Below are 17,115 nucleotides of genomic sequence, written 5' to 3'. Positions count from 1 at the left end.
ATAAGGATTTAATAATACATTGTACCAAAAATAATAAGCACCCGAATGGATGCTTAGATTAAAATTATTCATTATTACTTTCTTCACTTTTATCATCAACTGATTTCGAGTCTAACATGCTGCCTATATCAGGCGGTAAAGCTAACTCTATACCAGCTACTGGTTGATTATCTTCATTAAACCATTGTTTCTTAAATTTACTCAATTCTTCATTTTTCTTATTTCTATCCATATTACCCCGCCTTTTATGTACGTGATATTAAATACTTTACTTAATATGTACATTGAGAAAGATAATATACGATTTGTACATAATGAAAGAGCAACAACCAACCTCTATTTACAGAACGCGTTGTACCTATTAAGAACCTACCGTACATGCTACTCTTCGTTTTGTTATCATATTAATGATGAAACATACGTGAGCTATGTGACAAGTACGTTGTCATTTTATTCATATGAGACAAATACTTTTAAAGGGATAATCCAGTTTTTCTTGGATAAATAAGATTTGTATCTATAACATCCGATTCTTTATACTGTGGTAACTCTGCTCCAATACTTATTGCACCTGCAATTGTTTTAACAATAATTTCATCATCCTGTATAGACTTAATTTCGCGCGTTTCACACTTAAGACGTTTCGGTCCTTCTAAAACTAATTTATTTTGTTCCATTTATAACCCTCTCATTTTATAAATAAATATTCTCACTACATTTCAAACAATGTATAATAGATTCATCTAAAATTTAAGTTATAACGTTGGCTAGCAACCAACAGTGATAATATGATAATTGAATTTGATGGATATGGAATTAATGAGTATGTTATTGGCTTTAACTGTTCTCTACACGAAATAAAAACAATGTATTGAAATGTTAAAAGTGAAGAGTTATCTAACGAAGATCTTCTAAGCTTATTTTGTGTACGGTATCACTATGAAAAACTCCCAAAATTACTACAAGAAGAAGTCCTAAGCGATGTTGTCATTGATTTAGATACAGAGTATATTTATATCCCTAATATATAACACTAGATTAAATGAATAGAAATTATGATTCAGCTAAGTGTTTAATAAAATAAGTGAATGCCCAAATTAATGTCGCAAATTGAGTGACAAAATACATTGTCCATTCAAAACCAGTCAATTTTCTCTCTCGTCTTACCTTTTTTAAATATCTGTAAAATATAAATGTACTTAAAAACATTAGTAACAACGATAATTGCTGTAAATCATCGACTATACGTACCCCCATAGACTCGATCACCTTCCTATTCAAAGTAAATACTATACTTTAAGGATATCACCTATTGGTAGTTTATTTCCATTTTTCTACATAAACTAAAAGAGCACTCAGCAATTGAGTGCTCTAAAAAGTATTAACGTAACACTTTTCTTTTACTTTTTATAACTCAGTTCTATCACTTCCGGTATATGATTGCTTTCATATTTCCTTGTATAGATTTCTCCATTTGGAGTAACTAATTGTAATACAATCTCACCACAAACACCATGTGGTATTTCAAATTGGCCTTCTGCATTTGAAATACTGCGTTCCTTATTTTCAATTGAATCTTCATAAATTTTCACGTTAGATATAGGTTCGTTATTTTGATCTACGATAATGCCTCTTGAATACTTACCAATCACGATACATGGATCATCTTTTTTATAATAATTAATTAGAACGACAACTCCAATTATTATAGCTATACACACAAACAAGAGAATTATTTTGCGTCTCACAACAAACCTCCTTATTCATTTTTTTCTTTTTTAAATTGGAAGGTTATATGTTCCAATTGTTTGATTCCCTCAATTACTTTACGAATTCCTACTTCAATCCTATCTTCCTTTACATTCGATACGTTTAACTTTAATAGTCTTTCTTTCGGAAAACCTCTCACATAATTTTTATCAATCGTATCAATGCTTATTTGCATTTCACCTAGTCTTTGTAAAAGTATTTCTAAAATACCAGTTTTATGTAATTCTAAACAAGTGTGGATTCCAATTGTGTTTTGCTTTGTATATGTAAAAAGCTGATTTTCATTATGCATTCTTTCTAATGTTTCTGCTAGTTTTTTAGATCTATCGTGATAGGACGATTTAATTTTATTTTTATGACGTTCAAACATGCCACTCTTTATATAAATTTCTAAAGCAGCTTGAGATATCATTGGGCTATCAATATCTAAAATCTTTTTATATGTATGGAAAGCATTCGCAATAACCGGTGGAATTACTGCTACACCAACTCGTAAACCTGGAAAAATAATCTTCGAATAACTTTTCAAATATATGACATGATTATCATGATCCAAGCTATATAACGGGTCAGCTTTTGCATCTGTTTCTAAATCTGCTAAATAATCATCTTCCACTATAAATACATTATATTTCTTAGCCAGTAGCACGATTTTTTCTTTCTCCTCTTTTGAATAAGACGTTCCAAGTGGATGATGATATCTTGGTATTGTATAAAAGAATTTTATTTTACCCGTTCGAAAAATTCGTTCCAATTCATTTAAGTCAATACCTTCATTCGTACGTTTAATACCGATTACAGGAATTTTGTTTATTTCTAGATATTCAATATATAGATGATATGTTGGTTGTTCAATTAATATCGTTTCATTTTCATTTGGAAATGGTATAGAAGTTAATATTGCTAGTGCCTGCTGTACACCTGACGTTATAAAAATATTTTCTTCTTTAGTGAAAACTTGATAGTTTGCCAGTTGTTTTTGAATAACCGGAATTAAAGACGGTAAACCTTTCGGCGTCCCATATACAAATAAGTCATTTTTATATGTATCAATGGCTTTATTAATACAGTGTTGAAAATCTAAATATGGAAAAACATCTGGATCTGGTGCTGAGGAAGCAAAATCAATTATCTCGTCGTTTTCTATAGCACTCCCTGATTTTCGAACAACGTAGTATCCACTTTGAGGGACGGAATAAATAATATGACGTTTTTCTAATTCATGTAGCGCCCGTATAACTGTTGCCTTATTACACTCATATTGCGTAACGAGTGTCCGAATAGACGGTAGTTTCTTTCCTTCTTTTATCTCCCCATTTTGAATCATACTTTCTAAGCCGTTGAAAACATGTAAATACTTATACATCATTACCACCTCATCATTTAATTTGTACCGGTACAGTTTGCATTTGTTCACATTGTAGCACTAGATCATAAAGATTACTATATACGTATACTGGCCAGTAAGAAATCAATTACTATGAGGTGAAATTATGAAACTTACAACAAAGGCATATTTATCAGCTTTACTCTATTCATTAATTATTGGATTCTCCTTTATGTTTGTGAAATTAGCATTAACAGTTACGAGCCCCCTTGATACTCTTGCTCATCGTTTTACAGTTGCTTTCGTAGCTGCAAGCATTCCCATTGTTTTCGGTTTTGTAAAGTTAAATATGTCATTCAAAAATATACTTGCCCTTTTACCACTCGCAATATTTTATCCAGCACTATTTTTTGCTTTCCAAGCATTTGGCTTAGTGTATACAAGTTCATCCGAAGCGGGAATTATACAAGCGGCTATTCCTATATTTACGATGATGTTAGCTTCCTATTTTTTAAAAGAGTATACAAATACTTGGCAAAAAATATCTGTACTCATTTCTGTTATCGGTGTCATTTATATATTTATCATGAATGGTATAGAGACTCATGAAACTAGTTTCATAGGTGTTATTCTTATTTTGCTATCGGCATTATCATCTGCTTTCTATAATGTGTTAGCTAGAAAAATGACGAAGAAATTCAAACTAATGGATTTAACTTACACAATGACAGTAATCGGCTTTATTAGCTTTAATTTAATCGCGATCGCCAGCCATATAAGCAAAGGTACAATAACGGCATACTTTCAACCGTTTACGAATGGAACATTTGTTATCTCCATTTTATATTTAGGGTTACTATCTTCCTTGTTGACGGCATTGCTATTAAACTATTCCTTATCTTATATTGAAGCTGCTAAAATAAGTGTTTTTAGTAATTTATCTACACTTATTACAATTATCGCTGGCGTTATTTTTTTACACGAACAAATTTCTTATTTTCATATCATTGGTACAATAATGATTATTTTTGGTGTAATAGGTACAAATTTTTTGGGTGAAAAAGGAATTATAGTGAAAAAGAAGAATATCTCCATGAATAAATAAAAAGCGAGGGATATATAATGCAGCGCACAAATACGATTGATATTAATAATGTATTAGAATTAGAAAATTCTCTTTCTACTTTATTAAATGAAGTGATTTCTTCAAAACTAGAACTTGAAAACTGGTTAAAAAAACAATCTACAGTCATTTGGGAAATTGAAGAACAATTAACATCACACTATATCGCCTTTCAATGTAATACGGATAATAAAGAAATAAAAGATACTTTTGAATATGATCAACAATTTGTAAGACCTCTTTTGAAACGTTATCAAAATTCATTTGATAATAAATATTTAGAGTCTCCTTTTCGAATGGAACTTAATCCAAATACGTATAGCTTACTAGATAAAAAAATAAAGAATGCTCAAACTTTATTTTGCGAAAAGAACATTGATTTAGAAGTAAGAGAAGACAAACTAGTAACCGAATACTTCGAAATTACAGGTGGTTTAACCGCACTATGGGACGGTGAAGAAAAAACAATTACTGAACTACAGTCTTACTTACAAGATTCAGATCGTCATATACGAAAAAAAGCAAAAACGCTCATTTCCGATAAGTTTTTATCTGTTGAAAATAAATTACAACATATATTAAATGAATTAATTACAATCCGTCACCAAAAGGCGAAAAACATTCAATTAGATAATTATCGTGATTATATGTTTAAAAAACATGAACGTTTTGATTATACGCCTGAAGATTGCTATGAACTTGCTGAATCTATTCGTAAATACGTAGTACCACTTATCGATAAAATATTGAATGAGAAAAAATCTGAACTTCAAGTAGATAGTCTTCGTCCATGGGATTTAAAAGCAACCGCACCAAATCAAAAAGTATTAAAACCTATTGAAGATGCGCGTGATTTAGTCGAAAAAAGTTCTCGTATTTTACACAAACTAGACCCGGAATTTTCTGTATTATTAAGCCGTATGCATAAAAATAATTGCTTAGATTTAGAAAGTCGTAAAGGAAAAGGTCCTGGAGGATTTTGCGAATACTTACCTGCTTCGCAACTATCTTTTATCTTCATGAATCTCAATCATACACATGATGACGTTACTACTTTCCTCCATGAAATGGGCCATAGTATTCATAATGACTGTATGAAGCGGTTAGAACTTCAAAAATTTGTAGAAATCCCTTCAGAATCAGCAGAACTCGCTAGCATGACAATGGAATTATTTTCGATGGAGTATTGGGATACATTTTATGAGAATACAGAAGAATTTATAAAAGCAAAATTAGATTTCTTTAAAGATATTGTAAAGTATTTACCACCAATGCTTATCGTTGATCAATTCCAGCATTGGATGTATGAAAATCCTAATCATACTGCTAAGGAAAGAAACGAAAAATATTTAGAATTACATAACACTTACCAATCAACCGTCGTAAATATCGAAGGTTATGAAAATTGGATCGCAACTGGTTGGTTACCTGTACTGCACATATTCGAAATACCATTCTATTACATCGAATATGCTATTGCACAACTTGGTGCGTTGCAAATGTATAAACAATATAAAGAAAATCCTAAACAAGCACTAGAAAATTATAAAAAAGCTTTATCATTGGGTAGCTCTAAATCTTTAACTGAAGTATATGAAGCAGCCGGTATTCGTTTTGATTTTTCTGGAGAAACGATTAAAAAACTAATGTTATTTGTAGAGAGTGAATTAGCGTTACTTGAACAATTGTAAGAAGAAAGCTGTTCCTATATTTTAGGTTCAGCTTTCTTCTTTATTTTATTTATCAATTCTATGTACTGAGAATCACCATATCCGATTTTTTGAAAAAGTTGAAACAACTTTATTAATAATTCATGATTTGATAAGTCTTGATTTTTAGAGATAAATTTCATTACGATATTATCTTCTTTTAGCATTTCTAAATATAAATCTATAGCCTGATACATTACAGGTGGTACCTTATGAGAAGTCTTTTTATGGTTTACTAATACTTCATTGTATATAGAAGAATAATTACTCAATTTAAGTTCAATTTGATTTACTTTAAATTCATCCTCTCTGAAACTATTTAAGTATACCTTCCCTTCATAAGAAGTCTGTTCAAGGTAAGAAAGTACGGTAAGTAGGTTCATTTGGCAAAACATATCTTCACCAAACCATAAAACAATACATTTATACTTTTTCGTAAAAAGGTTTTCTAACGGATCTATAACCTTTTTTGTATAACTTTCTATTGAACTGTTATGACCTTCAGCTCTTGTTTTAATAAACTCTTCATTAAAAACTTGTGTAGTAGCCAGGTTCACACACATTGCCTCATTAAATGGTGCATATTCAGAATCACCCATTAGCTTTTCATTTTTAAATTCTTCATACATCATTTGACCATTTAATATGTTTAGTACATCTTTATCAAACAGCTCTCTTTTCTCATTTCGTAACTGCTCAACCTCTAATTTTCTAGAAACGTTCATTTTAAACTCCCTTTCTTTATTTATATTGAGTTTAACAAATAATTGAATAGGCATGTTGTAACGTTGGTATTCTCTTGGATTCATTCCAAAAACATTTTTGAAAGCTCTACTATAAGCCTCTTGCGAAGAATAATCATAATCCAATGCAATATCTATTATCTTTCTATCATTCTTCAAATCCTCCGTGGATAAATACAGTCTTCTTAAAAGAATATAGCGCCTAATACTAATGCCTGTTACTTGGTGAAATCTAAAAGAACAGTAATACGGAGAATAACTCATATAACGCGATAATTCATTTAATGAAAATTCTTCTTTTAAATTGCTCTCAATCCAATCAATCATCTTCTGTATATGTTCATTCATTTCCTTCACTCCTTATTTATAAGTATAAAAGAGATTCGTTTCTTTCTTTTGATATTTCTTGTGTTTTATAACAGGAGCCATTCATGACATCATGCTTCATTTTAAAGGAAATCAAAAATAAAACACGAATTTTGTAAATTAAGATTCTTTTCGTTCTCTAGTAAAAAATAAAAGTTTGGAAAGGACGTTACGATGAACGAGCTAGAAAAAGAAATACTTCAATTAATAAATGAACAATATTCGTTAAATTTTATTAACATGAAACCAATAACGAATGAAATGTATCAATGTCTTACAGAACTAGGTACATACTTCATTAGAATTACAAACTACAAAACATATGAAGAACAGTTAGAAGAAGTTACATACACGAACTTTTTATATGAAAATGATTTAGCAGTTCCTCCAATAATACCTTCTCTTAATGGGAATTTATTAGAAAAGTTAACATTAGACAAGGAGATTTTTGCCGTATTATATAAAGCTGCTCCAGGTATACATTTACCAAGGGGCGAATGGAATTCTAATATATTTAGAAAGCTTGGTAAACAAATTGGAAAATTACATCGTATTTCTAAAAGCTTTGAGAAGACTAAACCGGTTAAACATATAAACGATTGGTATGAAAACGAAGAATATAATTTTCTTAAGTATATACCTAAAGAAGAAACTACTATAAGAGAAATTGCCTCTGACCTTTTAACCTCTATAAAGGGGCTAGAAAAATCTACTTCGAATTACGGCTTAATTCACGGTGATTTATGGTTAGAAAACATTTTAGTTGAAAACAATTCAAACTTAACAATGATTGATTTTCAAGACTGTGAAAAACATTTTTACCTATTCGATTTAGCAGTTCCTATTTATAGTGCGATAGAATATTGATTTGCTGGAAATGGGAATATCGCAGACTATGAGCATTCTATTACAAAAGCAATATTTGACGGATATCAAGAGGAAAATGAACTACCTAAAGAGATGATAGACAAGTTGCCTATGTTTATAAATTTAAAGGAGATTTTTGAATATAGCTTAATGCATATGTATTGGGATAAAGAAGCATTAACTGAGGAACAAGTACGGATAATGAATCTTTATAGGATGAAGATCGAAACTAAATATACCTATATCAATGTTTAAAAATACTATTGTTTAACTACAAGGAAACCACTTTCTATCCTTAAATAGAAAGTGGTAAGTTTAATTTACTAGGAATATCGGAAGGGAAATGTGGTGTATGCACAATTGAAAATGCATATCCCTGCTCAATAAATGATACTTCATTACGTTTACATTGAAATGGGACACTATTTTTCTTAAAGTTAATTTGGATTTGCTGTAATAATGCAGGGTCCGGTGTTCCAAAAGAAACATGTACTTTCGGTGGTAAAGCTTTCATCGCAATCGGGATCCAAGGTCGCTGCCACCAAGTTGCAACGATGTATGCGGTGCCACCAATAACAAAGTTGAAAATATCCCCATCTTCCATCGTTTTCATATTTAGATTTGATTTCAACCATTCGCGAAATACGGGTACACTTTTAACAGGAAGACCAATTTCCCTTACGTATAAAATATTTAAAGGGGAATGTGCAACTAATACATCTTCTTTAATATAACTATGTGCGATAATTTCGAGTAGATTTCCATCCCCGTCTTTAAAGTATACATTGAATAGACCATTCTCTTCACCAATTACATTTCCATTTTGCCATTTCACAATGAGTAATCCAGAATCCTTTAGCCATCTTGCTGTTTCATGGAATTTTGAATATGGAATCTCAAAAGCGAAATGTGCAGGGGCGATTGGTTCATACACTTCTTGAAAGCTAATTGTTGTGTATGGCGTTACTTCAAATTGAATAAACGATGCTTTTTCTTTTTTTATAGGAAAAGATAATATGTCCTTATAAACTTGTTTTACCCCTTCTATCGAAACCGTTTGTAGTTTTATATCTGATATATGTGTAATCACGTTGCATCCCCCTTGTTTCTTATTATCTATTCGTATTGTATTACATTTATAAATAGATAGAATCAAACGGAAGGATGGATTTTTCAAATAAAAACTACAACTTTAGTATGAATATTTAAGTTTATCCTGCATTGTTTCCATACAAAAAAGCTGCCTTTCCTTAAATGAAAAGCAGCTTTTACAATACAACACATCATGATTTTACAGCAATAATCATAAACCTTTTTGAATTCGTACGAATCCCTTTTTCAGAATTATTTGCATCAATGAACTCTTGTAAACTAGTAAAATCCTCTTCTTCTTCTCCAAATCTAGGAATAATAGGTGTATGTTTTAATAAGAAAATGAGATCTTCTGGCGTACTGTAATAATCAGTAACATCATATTCACGTACTTGCACGAGTTCAAATCCAGCATTTATAAGTTCACCCATATACTTTTCTTTTAAAGTTCCATCTCTTTCGCCTAAGCATTGTCCTCTTCCAAATGCCTCTTTCAGGTTTACTTTATCATGTTCGCTAACTTGTTGTGTTAAAAATAGAGCACCTTTTTTCATTACTTTTGCTAATTCGGATGCTATAAATGGCGCGTGACAACTCGAAGCAATATCAAAATGCGCATGTGGAAACGTTAAAGCTTCAGAATCCATTTGAAGAAACTCAACATTTTGTACACCTGATTTTTTCAAGTTAGAATGTGCTGTTTCAATCATTCCGTTAGAATTATCTACTCCAATTAACAATTTAGCTGAAGATGCTATTTTAAGTACATTTTCTCCTCCGCCTGTACCAACATCTAGTAAAATATGTGATGGTTTGCATCTTTCTTTTACCTCTCTATAAAAGTCCCATGAATCTCCTACAGTTTCACATTTTATTTTACTAAAATCCCATCCATTTAATCTTCCTACTTTATCATAAAAGTTTTTGTACTCTAATTCGTTCATTTTATTATTTCCCCTTTGTTACTATGCATAAAATGTTTAATCCTGATCATACCAGAAATAGACTCATAGTTTATATATTCGTAAATTTCCTTTTATATCAAGTACGCATCCCTCAATCCCAAACAACTATTTACTTCGTGCTATACTTAAATTCATCCCGCCGCAATTAAAAGAATATATGTATGATAACTTCATTTAATTCAGTATATTATAAAATACAAATTATTAAAATAGCATTATATATTTCAGTTTACATAATATATTTACAGTTCATCTTTATTAATATATTCTAAATGTCTTCTTCCCCAACTACACATACTATCTAATACAGTACTTACTGTTTTTCCATGCTCAGATAAACTATATTCCACTTTAGGTGGTATTTCTTGATAAATCTCGCGTTCTATTAGTTGATCTTGCTCTAATTCACGCAATTGCTTTGCTAACGTCCCTTGAGATATATCTGGTATTAATCGCTTTATTTCACCAAACCGTTTTGTTCCATCTGTTAATAATATAAACAAAATGAGTGGTTTCCATTTCCCGCCGATTATTTGTAGTGTTGCTATTACTCCTTTTAACTTCGGTTCTTGCAAATCCATTTTTCTCACATCTCCCCTGACATCATAGTTCATTTTATGCAATTTTTTATATTTCATATCTGTATGAAAAGCAATTAGTACGAAATTTGCGACTATGTACATATAAAGTGCGTACTTTTCACTTGCTATCTTTTAGCGAATAATAAAAGCATAGCAGTTTTATTTTAAAGTTTTTATTAAGGGAGTGGCTAAAATATGTCTATTACAACTTTAAAAGATAGTCGTATCGTTATCATTGGCGGGAGTTCAGGTATTGGATTAGCAACAGCAAAACAAGCAATCGAACAAGGAGCACATGTAATTATTGCAGGGCGTTCGAAAGAAAAATTAATGGTTGCTCAAGAAGTAATAAATAACAATCATCTTCAAACTTATGTATTGGATAACCAGGATAAAAACCAATTACAAGCGTTTTTCAAGAACGTTGGGGATTTTAATCATTTGTTCACACCAGGAGCTTCTTACACACTTGGCCCAATCACCACTACAGATGATATTGCCGAAAGCAGCTTTATCGGAAAGTTTTGGCCACAATATTATGCCGTAAAATATGCAATTCCTTTTCTTTCAAACACTGGATCTATCGTATTAATGTCCGGTGCATTTAGTCAAAGGCCACTTAAAGGTGCGCCTGCTTACGGAGCTTGTAATGGTGCTATTGAAAGTTTAGGGAAAGCTTTAGCTGTTGAGCTAGCTCCAATTAGAGTTAATGTTGTTTCTCCTGGAACAATACAAAGAGAGAATGAACGAAATGTAAATAGACTAGCTTCTTATGAAACTTATAAATCTCTATCTCTTGTAAAACGACCTGGGCACAATGATGAAATTGCGCATACTGTACTATATTTAATGCAAAACAGTTTTTCTACAGGTAATGTATTGTTTCCTGATGGAGGATACACTTATCATTAAATTATTTATAACAAAAGCCACTTATTAAGGTGGCTTTTGTTACTAATTTAGAATCTGCTGAAGCAATACAGGATCCTCTTTTAAAAGTTCTGCTAAAAACATAAGTTGCGGAAAAGGTTGTAAGATTAACTCTTTATCCATTTTTTCTTTCAATATAGCCATTCCACCTTGTTTAATATACTCGTTTAGTGTTATTTCCTTACTACAAACTAGCCTAATATCACTTACTGAAAGCAATAATAACCCGTTCGTTTCAGCGGATGGAGTTGGTTCATTTTCTGAATGTGCCATGTACATAATAGATAAAGTTTCATCTGGACTATCAATAATTAATATTGGATTGATTTCATTTTCTACTTTTATTTTCTTTGCTTGTGCACTCCAATTCTCTTTGTAATATATACTTGGCGAACTCAAAATGGTAATATCGATAGCTGCTTCTTCTTTCACCTCTCTTTTAGCAGTTTCTACTGATGTTTCTTTATCTTCTTTATGTCCTCCTAGCCTTACTACACCTAATGTATCTCCTTTCCTCGTTGGTCCAACCTGAAAAACAAATAAATTTTTATATATTACATACGCACCAGATGTTCGCACATTCTTATCTATTTGTATCAACATTTTCCCTCCTAACGACCTTTGAACAAAATAGTTTACTATAATTTTATTATGTATTTAAATTATCTTCAATCCAACACGCAGCATCAAGTAGGTTTTGCGCTATATAATCAGGTACTGTTTCTTCCCACGAATTTCTATACTTTGTTAATGAACTTTCTCCACATTCTGTTCGCACTAAAATCTTTTTCATAATACTGCCTTCATTTTTATTGCCTCTTTTAAGTTTTAAAACACCTCTAAAAAGTAGGATTTATCTAAAAATTACAGAATTCTATATGTAACAAGTATTGGACGGATAATTTTCAAATTCCTCTATAATAAAGTTGGTATAAACGGAATAGAGATGGTATCCATCTTTTTTTCTTTACTTAAAATAGTATGTTGATTCTCCAATTGGATGAGTAGGATATAATTGAAAAAAGCACCCTGTTTACAGGACGCTTCATTAAATACAATATCCAATTTACATATTAACTAAAAAATTTATAAATTTTATACCGATTAGGGCTATCTAAAAGGGGTAATACCATGATTCCTTTTTTTGAGCCACTGACAACTGATTAAGCCAAGAAGATCAAAATGAATCGGAACAAATACATATTACCCTTGGCATATTTTTAACATTCTAAATGTGCATAGCCAACCATAATTAGTGATTGAGTATGCACATTTAATTTTTTGCCTATCTTTTTTATGAATACATTTTTGTACATATACGTTTTAAATAGTGATGTCTAATAATAAGAAAGTAAATCATTTGCATACAAATAAAGCTTACTAATACAATAATTGAGCTTTGAATAACAGACATTTCCCTACTTACTGTTTGTCCTAATTGATGCAGAGTAAGAAATGCAAAACTGCTGTGAACCATAGCCACTACAATCGGTAAGAAAAATAGTAGCATCATTTGTCTTGTCACGATTTGCTTTAACTCACTTTGGCTTAAACCAAATTTTGAAATCATTTGATATTGCTCTTGATCCCGTTCTAAATCAGTAAATAGACGGAAATATAAAAAGCTTAGTGTAAATATGAAAAATACAATCCCCACCATTACACTTGAAATAGAGAGTAATCCGTTTTGTTGTTTCAATTCAATCCATTTTAAATACAATGATGAAAAGGCATAATAATCCTCTTGATTCGTACCAATGAACTTTTTAAGGTTTGTAGAAATCGAACTTGTTTCAGACCAATCTTTAACGATAAAACCGTAAATCGTGTAATCTCGCAGTACGCCTTCTTCTTGAACATTTAGGACCTTATTATAAACAGCATCAGATACAATAACAGGGCTTCCAACCATTGCTAATTCTGGGATATAAACTAATTTTTTCACAGAAAGTGAAACCTCTAGATCACCATGTTTTATAACAAAATCCGTTAGATCTTCTGCACTATTTTCGTTCTTATTAAGTCGTATAGCAATGCTATCATTTTCATTTGTTAATTTCTCTATGTCATACCCTAATTGTTTTGCATATTCATTATACGTAGATAGATTAATTAACGCCAATCCGTTTAGTGTCCTTTTAAATTCTGTTGCTACTAGGTTATAAGAAAATCCTGATGCTTCTAATTGTTTTTTTATCTCTTCAATATGTGCCTTTTCTTGTACATTCCCTTTATCTGATCGATAGGTAAATGCATATGGAGTTTCATGTTTTGCCAATTCAGGATTTGCGATAGCTGTACAAACTCCAATTGCAGTAAAAGAAACAGCGGAAATAATTGTAACGATAAAGAACGTTCTTGCATTATCTTTCATTCGATACATTAATTCTGAAATAACAAGGAGATTGGTTCGTTTAAAGAATGTAGTTTCCCTATTTTTTAAAGTGTGTAACACATATACACACAATTGAGTAAAGAAAAAATAAGTTCCAAATACAATAAATACGACACCTACTCCTACGAGTAGGAATAATTGATTCAAAGTCATGTAATTTACAGCGGCAATACTGTGGTGAACAGCGGAGTAACCCGCTCCAAATAAAATAAATACCAACAAGGATATATAGACTGACACTATTGGCTCAGTTTTTGGTTTTTCATCTGATTTTATGAGTTCTACAAGCTCATTCATTTTCACCATTTTTGATGTAAACAAAGAAATAAGTAGAAATAAAACAACAAAGGACATTGCTGTTACTAGCATTGCCTTTAAAGGAAAGTAAAATGCTAACGTTTGCTCTACTCCTAATAAAGACCCACTAACTAGTAAAAACAATTTAGAAAAAACCATTCCAAGCCCGATGCCTACTACTATAGAAGGGATTCCAATCAACATATTTTCGAAAAAAATTAATCGATGAAGCTGTTGATGAGACATTCCATGTAACATTAATAATCCAAACTCTTTTTTTCTATTTTTTAAAAATGCACTAACAGAATAGAAAATAAATAAGAAAGAAAAGACAAAGATTAAGTAATAAGATAACTGAAATCCTATTTTCCCAAATGTACTCATAATGGTACTTACATGAGTCAGTTCGCCTTGTAGGTTCGGATGAAAGATAAGTAGACCATAAGTAAAAAAAATCAATACCGCAAATGTACTACTAAAAAAATGGCCTAGATATATTCGTTTATTCCGTAAAACATTATTGAATGCCAGCTTTCGAAAAGTCATGTTTATTCACCCCTAACATAGAAAGACTATCCATAATATTTTTATAAAATAATGGGCGATCACCATTGTAGCAAACTTCATTATATAACTGTCCATCTTTAATAAAAATAATGCGGTCACAGTAGCTTGCAGCAACTGGATTGTGCGTTACTAACATCATTGTCGCCTTTTCTTCTTTATTTAATAGTGTTAATATCTCCATTACGTCTTGAGAGGCTTTAGAGTCTAAGTTTCCTGTCGGCTCATCCGCAAGAACCAATTTAGGAGAGTGAATGAGTGCACGGGCAATCGCTGTTCGCTGTGCTTGCCCTCCTGGTATTTCATATGTTCGTTTATTTAAGATTTCATTGATTCCTAATTTATTCGAAATAGATTCTACTCGTTTATTTATTCTTTTCACATTCATACCATCTAATACAAGCGGAAGAATCATATTCTCTTTTACTGTTAATGTATGCATCAGATTAAAAGATTGAAAAACGAACCCTAATTCCTGTCTGCGAAATAAGGCCAAATCATTTACCGAAAGTTGATACGGATTTTTATTATGAATGGTTACACTTCCTGAAGTTGGCGAGTCAATAGTAGAAATCATATTCAATAGAGTTGTCTTCCCACTACCCGAAGGGCCCATAATCCCAACAAATTCCCCCTCTGTAATTGTTAAATTAATATTTGAAAGTGCTGTATGTGAAACCGTCCCTTTGTATTCTTTACTAAGATCTTTTACTTTTACTATTTTCATATGAGAAATTACCTCCAATTTTACACACTAAGAATGAGACTTGATAGAAGATGCCTGCCTACATTTTGGCTTTTTTAAAATACGAGTAAAGTATCATTCATTAATTGTCTAGTTTCGAATTTTCTTATTTAAACTGGAATACTTGGTCAAATGTATTAAGCACGAAAACAACTTAATATCGTACCTCAGAATTTTTGCGAATGATTCTGTTTTTCATTGTAGTAGTAAGGTAGGTTTTTTCATATTGAATTATCTTTCATTTATCTTACACGCTTGAAATATTTCTGAAAATACAGTCTATCCAGTCAACAAGCATGATTTTTTTGAGAGATAGCATAGAGGTATTTTTCACATGCACCGTGCTATACAGTAAAAAATTTCCGTATAGATTATACTTACAATTCATTAAATTTCTTTACCGTTTACCAATTTCCCCCTCTATTTTTATGTACATTAAAGGAAATGTTGAGATTTGATTAAAATAAATGAAAAAAGGTGTTGAACAAAAGTTCTACACCTTTTTTTGTAAATAAAAATAAAACAACACACCATCAACTGTATTATATACTCCATACTCTGCTCCATGAAGTTCTAAGATGTGTTTTGAAATGGCAAGTCCAAGTCCTGTTCCACCTTGCGACCGTTGTCGCGCTGTATCAACCTGATAAAAGCGATCCCAAATTTTATCTAATTGATCTTCTTCGATATGGGCACCTTTATTTTCGACACAAACTTTTATTCGGCTTGGTTCATCTATTGTAGAAACAATAATGTCTTCTTTATTTGGTGTGTAACGAATAGCATTCGTGATAAAGTTTGTGATTACTTGTTCCATAAGACGATGACTAGCAATGACTTCAATCGTAGAAAGATGTGTATGAACATATAATTGTTTTTTATTATCTCCAAATATAACTGTTCACATATATGCTGAATGGCAATGTCAATATAAAAAACATCCATCTGCATTTTATACGTACCAGACTCAAATTTTGCTAACTCAAGCATATCTACAATTATCATATCCATCTTATCTACTTCTTTTTCCATAACCCTAAAGTAATACTCTCTCTTATGATCTGCAACACCATCTTTTAAAATAGAAATAGTTAATTTTAATAATAAATAAACAACATTAAAACACTGTTTATTTAAACCGTGTTAATATGGTAATTCATATAATGTATGAATTAATACATTTACTCCTTCAGCTAAATCTTTAGGGTTCGTATACTCAAACGGAGAGTGACTAATACCTTTATGACTTGGGACAAAAACCATCGCTGTCGGTATATAAGGGGCTATAATCTGAGCATCATGCCCTGCACCACTATGCATCATTTTATACACAATATTATTTTGCAAACAATGCTTTTCAATAATGTCAGTTATATCTCTATCCATTGGTACTGGTGCAGCTTTACCTAGTAAATTACTTAGTTGACTTGATGGGCATGGGGTCGCCATACTAAAAAAAGAAAATTGTACATTTTGACACAATTTAGATACAAAATATCCGATTCCTTGTACGCTAAGGAATCGGATATTTGTTTTACTGTTTTATATAGTGGACAATTTCTCGCTTACGAGGCCTATGTAGCAACCGAACCAAATCTTACTTTAAGTATTAATGGACATCAAAAATAGTAATGATTAATC

The 17,115-nt window shown here is 31.3% G+C and carries 16 protein-coding genes and 5 pseudogenes; 5 read left to right on the top strand and 16 right to left on the bottom strand.

Annotated features, from left to right (window positions below; all coding sequences use genetic code 11):
• Window positions 1-64 precede the first annotated feature (64 nt).
• The 3 genes and pseudogenes from AC3WTI_RS03600 to AC3WTI_RS03590 all read right to left on the bottom strand — a co-directional run.
• Window positions 65-232: a hypothetical protein gene (locus AC3WTI_RS03600; RefSeq protein ID WP_087956580.1), complete on the bottom strand. Its 168-nt coding sequence runs from the start codon at window positions 230-232 to the stop codon at window positions 65-67.
• 218 nt (window positions 233-450) lie between these two features.
• Window positions 451-507, bottom strand: a pseudogene (locus AC3WTI_RS03595) (hypothetical protein); the annotation flags it as partial.
• A pseudogene (locus AC3WTI_RS03590) lies at window positions 486-677 on the bottom strand (alcohol dehydrogenase); the annotation flags it as partial. The pseudogenes AC3WTI_RS03595 and AC3WTI_RS03590, both read right to left, overlap by 22 nt.
• A gap of 111 nt (window positions 678-788) precedes the next feature.
• On the opposite strand from AC3WTI_RS03590, the pseudogene AC3WTI_RS03585 reads away from it, so the two are divergent.
• Window positions 789-1,031 (top strand): annotated as a pseudogene (locus AC3WTI_RS03585) (hypothetical protein).
• Window positions 1,032-1,053: 22 nt separating this feature from the next.
• Here AC3WTI_RS03585 and AC3WTI_RS03580 read toward each other — a convergent pair.
• The 3 genes from AC3WTI_RS03580 to AC3WTI_RS03570 form a co-directional block, all read right to left on the bottom strand.
• Window positions 1,054-1,257, bottom strand: a complete 204-nt coding sequence (locus AC3WTI_RS03580) for a hypothetical protein (protein WP_087956578.1) — start codon at window positions 1,255-1,257, stop codon at window positions 1,054-1,056.
• A gap of 143 nt (window positions 1,258-1,400) precedes the next feature.
• Window positions 1,401-1,748 (bottom strand): serine/threonine protein kinase, encoded by a 348-nt coding sequence (locus AC3WTI_RS03575; protein ID WP_097841041.1) that lies wholly within the window; start codon window positions 1,746-1,748, stop codon window positions 1,401-1,403.
• An 11-nt stretch (window positions 1,749-1,759) separates the two neighbouring features.
• Window positions 1,760-3,136, bottom strand: coding sequence for an aminotransferase-like domain-containing protein (locus tag AC3WTI_RS03570; protein WP_097841040.1), 1,377 nt, complete (start codon window positions 3,134-3,136; stop codon window positions 1,760-1,762).
• Window positions 3,137-3,263: 127 nt separating this feature from the next.
• On the opposite strand from AC3WTI_RS03570, the gene AC3WTI_RS03565 reads away from it, so the two are divergent.
• Both AC3WTI_RS03565 and AC3WTI_RS03560 read left to right on the top strand, forming a co-directional pair.
• A complete protein-coding gene (locus AC3WTI_RS03565; RefSeq protein ID WP_087956575.1) occupies window positions 3,264-4,202 on the top strand; it encodes a DMT family transporter in 939 nt (312 codons plus the stop codon).
• Between the two features lie 17 nt (window positions 4,203-4,219).
• Entirely contained in the window at window positions 4,220-5,911 is a 1,692-nt protein-coding gene (locus AC3WTI_RS03560) for a M3 family oligoendopeptidase (RefSeq protein WP_097841039.1), read from the top strand.
• A 14-nt stretch (window positions 5,912-5,925) separates the two neighbouring features.
• Here AC3WTI_RS03560 and AC3WTI_RS03555 read toward each other — a convergent pair whose 3' ends face one another.
• Window positions 5,926-7,020 (bottom strand): helix-turn-helix domain-containing protein, encoded by a 1,095-nt coding sequence (locus tag AC3WTI_RS03555; RefSeq protein WP_142305848.1) that lies wholly within the window; start codon window positions 7,018-7,020, stop codon window positions 5,926-5,928.
• Between the two features lie 192 nt (window positions 7,021-7,212).
• On the opposite strand from AC3WTI_RS03555, the pseudogene AC3WTI_RS03550 reads away from it, so the two are divergent.
• Window positions 7,213-8,160 (top strand): annotated as a pseudogene (locus tag AC3WTI_RS03550) (phosphotransferase enzyme family protein).
• 40 nt (window positions 8,161-8,200) lie between these two features.
• Here AC3WTI_RS03550 and AC3WTI_RS03545 read toward each other — a convergent pair.
• From AC3WTI_RS03545 to AC3WTI_RS03535, 3 genes are all read right to left on the bottom strand, one after another.
• Window positions 8,201-8,995, bottom strand: coding sequence for a VOC family protein (locus AC3WTI_RS03545; RefSeq protein ID WP_087956572.1), 795 nt, complete (start codon window positions 8,993-8,995; stop codon window positions 8,201-8,203).
• 193 nt (window positions 8,996-9,188) lie between these two features.
• Complete coding sequence (locus AC3WTI_RS03540; RefSeq protein ID WP_087956571.1) at window positions 9,189-9,941, bottom strand: class I SAM-dependent methyltransferase; 753 nt, start codon at window positions 9,939-9,941, stop codon at window positions 9,189-9,191.
• A 263-nt stretch (window positions 9,942-10,204) separates the two neighbouring features.
• A complete protein-coding gene (locus AC3WTI_RS03535) occupies window positions 10,205-10,543 on the bottom strand; it encodes a winged helix-turn-helix transcriptional regulator (RefSeq protein ID WP_087956570.1) in 339 nt (112 codons plus the stop codon).
• A 195-nt stretch (window positions 10,544-10,738) separates the two neighbouring features.
• On the opposite strand from AC3WTI_RS03535, the gene AC3WTI_RS03530 reads away from it, so the two are divergent.
• Entirely contained in the window at window positions 10,739-11,455 is a 717-nt protein-coding gene (locus AC3WTI_RS03530; RefSeq protein WP_087956569.1) for an SDR family oxidoreductase, read from the top strand.
• Window positions 11,456-11,497: 42 nt separating this feature from the next.
• On the opposite strand, the gene AC3WTI_RS03525 is transcribed toward AC3WTI_RS03530, so the two are convergent.
• The 6 genes and pseudogenes from AC3WTI_RS03525 to AC3WTI_RS03500 form a co-directional block, all read right to left on the bottom strand.
• Window positions 11,498-12,073 (bottom strand): NUDIX hydrolase, encoded by a 576-nt coding sequence (locus AC3WTI_RS03525; protein ID WP_097841037.1) that lies wholly within the window; start codon window positions 12,071-12,073, stop codon window positions 11,498-11,500.
• A gap of 49 nt (window positions 12,074-12,122) precedes the next feature.
• Window positions 12,123-12,266: a hypothetical protein gene (locus AC3WTI_RS03520; protein ID WP_179192007.1), complete on the bottom strand. Its 144-nt coding sequence runs from the start codon at window positions 12,264-12,266 to the stop codon at window positions 12,123-12,125.
• A 501-nt stretch (window positions 12,267-12,767) separates the two neighbouring features.
• A complete protein-coding gene (locus AC3WTI_RS03515; RefSeq protein ID WP_097841036.1) occupies window positions 12,768-14,711 on the bottom strand; it encodes an FtsX-like permease family protein in 1,944 nt (647 codons plus the stop codon).
• The gene (locus tag AC3WTI_RS03510; RefSeq protein ID WP_097841035.1) at window positions 14,683-15,456 is read right to left on the bottom strand and encodes an ABC transporter ATP-binding protein; all 774 of its coding nucleotides are present in this window, start codon (window positions 15,454-15,456) and stop codon (window positions 14,683-14,685) included. The genes AC3WTI_RS03515 and AC3WTI_RS03510 overlap by 29 nt, the downstream gene beginning before the upstream one ends.
• A gap of 511 nt (window positions 15,457-15,967) precedes the next feature.
• Window positions 15,968-16,578, bottom strand: a pseudogene (locus tag AC3WTI_RS03505) (sensor histidine kinase); the annotation flags it as partial.
• A 39-nt stretch (window positions 16,579-16,617) separates the two neighbouring features.
• Window positions 16,618-16,923, bottom strand: a complete 306-nt coding sequence (locus AC3WTI_RS03500; RefSeq protein ID WP_492304302.1) for a M20/M25/M40 family metallo-hydrolase — start codon at window positions 16,921-16,923, stop codon at window positions 16,618-16,620.
• Window positions 16,924-17,115: the final 192 nt, after the last annotated feature.

The organism is Bacillus sp. EB106-02-03-XG38 (assembly GCF_058792175.1).
Note: the sequence above shows the minus strand (reverse complement) of the source record. Positions and strands in the feature narration are given on the sequence as shown.